This window comes from Enterobacter sichuanensis (assembly GCF_002939185.1).
GTDB classification, from domain to species: Bacteria; Pseudomonadota; Gammaproteobacteria; order Enterobacterales; family Enterobacteriaceae; genus Enterobacter; species Enterobacter sichuanensis.
Window position 1 is genome coordinate 1 of the sequence record NZ_POVL01000122.1, and the last position, 2,773, is coordinate 2,773.

General features: G+C 54.2%; 6 protein-coding genes. All 6 read left to right on the forward strand.

What is annotated here, in order from left to right; genetic code table 11:
• The first annotated feature begins 23 nt into the window (after positions 1 to 23).
• Genes C5687_RS23870 through C5687_RS23895 form a run of 6 tightly spaced genes read left to right on the forward strand, consistent with a single transcriptional unit; the run spans position 24 to position 2,561 of the window.
• Positions 24 to 458, forward strand: coding sequence for a recombination protein NinB (locus tag C5687_RS23870; protein ID WP_016042189.1), 435 nt, complete (start codon positions 24 to 26; stop codon positions 456 to 458).
• Entirely contained in the window at positions 455 to 625 is a 171-nt protein-coding gene (locus C5687_RS23875; protein WP_104558196.1) for a NinE family protein, read from the forward strand. Before C5687_RS23870 ends, C5687_RS23875 begins: the two co-directional genes overlap by 4 nt.
• The gene (locus tag C5687_RS23880; RefSeq protein ID WP_104558198.1) at positions 618 to 1,259 is read left to right on the forward strand and encodes a recombination protein NinG; all 642 of its coding nucleotides are present in this window, start codon (positions 618 to 620) and stop codon (positions 1,257 to 1,259) included. The genes C5687_RS23875 and C5687_RS23880 overlap by 8 nt, the downstream gene beginning before the upstream one ends.
• Positions 1,256 to 1,639 carry a hypothetical protein gene (locus C5687_RS23885; RefSeq protein WP_078310011.1) on the forward strand — a complete coding sequence of 128 codons (384 nt, stop codon included), beginning with the start codon at positions 1,256 to 1,258 and terminating at the stop codon, positions 1,637 to 1,639. The genes C5687_RS23880 and C5687_RS23885 overlap by 4 nt, the downstream gene beginning before the upstream one ends.
• Entirely contained in the window at positions 1,636 to 1,752 is a 117-nt protein-coding gene (locus tag C5687_RS23890) for a hypothetical protein (RefSeq protein ID WP_104558200.1), read from the forward strand. Before C5687_RS23885 ends, C5687_RS23890 begins: the two co-directional genes overlap by 4 nt.
• Entirely contained in the window at positions 1,752 to 2,561 is an 810-nt protein-coding gene (locus C5687_RS23895) for an antitermination protein Q (protein WP_023306323.1), read from the forward strand. Before C5687_RS23890 ends, C5687_RS23895 begins: the two co-directional genes overlap by 1 nt.
• Positions 2,562 to 2,773: the final 212 nt, after the last annotated feature.

Consider the following 2,773-nt stretch of genomic DNA (forward strand, 5'->3'; position numbering starts at 1 on the left):
TTTGACCTCTTCGGAGGTGAAGCGTGGCTGTAAAATTCCTGCTGCGCGACCAGCGCATCCGCCAAAACCTCATCGATTACATCAATCAACAGCCGCTGAATGCTGAGTTTCCTCTCGTCGTTTCTTTCTCAGACCCTGACCGGACATTGCCACAAAACTCACTCTTCCACGCGCTATGTGGCGACGTGTCAAAGCAACTGCAATGGGCAGGGAAGCGCAGGAACCTCTCGGAATGGAAGGTTCTGTTTGTCTCCGGGCATGCGGTCGCAACTGGCAAACCCGGTGAAGTTGTGCCGGGTATTGAGGGAGAGTTCTGCGCCATCCGAGAAAGTACCTCGAAGATGGGCATTAAGCGCATGAACAGCCTGATTGAGTACACGCAGGCCTTTGCCGTAGGCAATGGCGTTCAGCTCCGCGAAGTGCGCTATTCGCTGGACTATTTCGGGAGGGTTGCATGAACAGCCCTATCGCACGCGTCATCTCAAACGAAATCTTCCGCGTTCCGGCGCGCCGCCAGCGCAAGCCCGCGGTTAAGCCGTCCGACGTCCCGACCTTGAAAGGCTACACCGCCCGCCTGGTGGATCAGAAATGGCTGCGTCTCGCGGCGAGGAGGAGCCATGCGTAAACCATCCCGCCGTAAGTGCAAAGTATGCGGTGAATACTTCGTGCCGAAATTCCACGACATCCGGATCCGCTGGTGCTGCCAGGAGCACGGCGCAATCCTCGCGATGGAAGAGCGCGAAAAGGAGAAGGTGAAAGCCGCGGCTAAGCGAATTAAGGAGCAGAAGGAGGCAGAGAAGGCCGGGCGCAAACGCCGCAAGGAGAGGCTGGCAGAGCTACGCCCAGCAGGATACTACAAAGCGCAGGCTCAGCAGGCATTCAACGCCTACATCCGTGCGCGTGATGCTGGTTTGCCATGCATCAGCTGCGGCGAGACCAACCCGCCTGATCTTCATGGCGGCCAGTGGGACTGCGGCCACTTCAAAACGGTCGGCGCTAACCCTGAACTGCGCTTTGAAGAGCGCAACGCCCATAAGCAGTGCAAATCCTGTAATGCCGGGGCCGGCAAGTACACCGCCAAAGAGGCGACGGTCGCGCAGCAATACGAAGCGGGCCTGGTCGCTCGTTACGGGCAGGATTACGTCGACTGGCTCAATGGCCCCCACGAAATGACCAACTACCGCCGGGAAGATTTCATCCGGATCCGCGATGAGTACCGCGCCAAGCTCAAAGCACTGAAACAGCAGGAGGCCGCATGAGCACAGAAACCGAAATTGAACTGGGCAAGGTTGTCGCTTTCCCGTCAAAGAATAACGACCTGCAGGATGGGCTGGTCATTCAGCGTGAAGGCCAAAAGGTCATGTGTCTGCACTCGGCTGTATCGATTAACGGAAAAGAACGGACGCTACGCTGTCGGAAATGCGAAACGCTAATCGATCCATTCGACTACCTGATGACACTTTGCGACCAGGAGTCTCGCTACTGGGAAAGCGTTAAGTATCTTCGCCGCGAGGAAAAGCAGCGCCGCCAGAACATCGAAAAGCTCATTCAGATTGAAAAGAACGCCAAGTCCCGCATACGCCGCGCCGGGGATAAGTCTCCACTTCCTCTCTGGCAGAACGAGAGGGTGGACGAATGACTCGTGACCAGATCATCCGGTACCAGGCAGATAGCGTTAAGCGCGCCAGCATGCCGCCAGTAGCTAAGCACAGCCAGACCAAAACCAATCAGCCACATAAGGAAGCCGCATAATGAACCTCGAATCAATCGCTAAATACTTTGCGCCTAAATCACCGATGTTCAGTGACTCTCCTCGCGCAACCGCATCAGACAGTCTCACCGGCACTGACGTTATGGCGGCGCTTGGCCTTGCTGGTCACAAGTGCGGCTTTGGTTTCGATCTTTACCTCTCGAAAATCGGCATTAGTAGCCCAGATATAGCACTGGAGAGACTCTATGAGCAGGCACGTAAGTTATCAGGTAAATTCAGAGCACTGTCGGAACTCGATGAATCAGCTCGGTCAGGCGTGCTTAAGGTTCTCTGCGCTTTTGCATACCAGGATTATTCAAGAAGTGCTGCCAGCACTCGAAAATGTGATTGCTGTGATGGTAGCGGATTTACAGAGGCACAAGTCTTTACCAACAAGGTCTCATATCCATGGGGGAAACCGCCGTACTGGTCGAAAATGTCGCGGGCCGTTCGCCCAAGTGACTGGGAGAGCTGGACGCAGGCGCGTGAGGTGGTGCGGGTCAAATGCAAGCCGTGTAACGGAAAGGGCGTTATCAGCAATTCGTGTCGCTGCCATGGCAAAGGCAAGGTACTGGACAAAGCAGAAAGCGATCGCCAGGGAGTTCCGGTGATGAAAGCCTGTGACCGTTGCGGTGGAAGAGGTTACGCCAGACTGAAGTTCTCAACGGTGATAGAGGGAATTAATACTGTTGCGGAGATAAAAAAAACGGCGGCCTATGACCAACTTCAGCCGCTCTTTGAGGAACTTGTCGCCGAATGCCATAAGCAGGAGTCTATGGCTGATGCCATTCTCTCAAAAGTAACGAGATGAAAATAATTTTCCCTAATATTGAAAATATACAGGAAATAGGTATTGCATTTCGCGGAAAAACTGGATAGATTCATCTCTAACGCTGGGAATCCGTTCAGTCGTTCCGAAGCCAAAAAATTCAAGCCCGAGGTTAACGCCTTGGGCTTTTTCGTTTCAGGGTCAGAAGCACAGCGGTTGTGCGTTCGGCTGTTAACCGAATGGTCGAAGGTTCG

What these genes read in the sequence shown, in the direction of transcription:
- C5687_RS23875 (WP_104558196.1), top strand. Translation starts at nt 455, where the DNA reads ATGAACAGCCCTATCGCACGCGTCATCTCAAACGAAATCTTCCGCGTT.
- C5687_RS23880 (WP_104558198.1), top strand. Translation starts at nt 618, where the DNA reads ATGCGTAAACCATCCCGCCGTAAGTGCAAAGTATGCGGTGAATACTTC.
- C5687_RS23885 (WP_078310011.1), top strand. Translation starts at nt 1,256, where the DNA reads ATGAGCACAGAAACCGAAATTGAACTGGGCAAGGTTGTCGCTTTCCCG.
- C5687_RS23890 (WP_104558200.1), top strand. Translation starts at nt 1,636, where the DNA reads ATGACTCGTGACCAGATCATCCGGTACCAGGCAGATAGCGTTAAGCGC.
- C5687_RS23895 (WP_023306323.1), top strand. Translation starts at nt 1,752, where the DNA reads ATGAACCTCGAATCAATCGCTAAATACTTTGCGCCTAAATCACCGATG.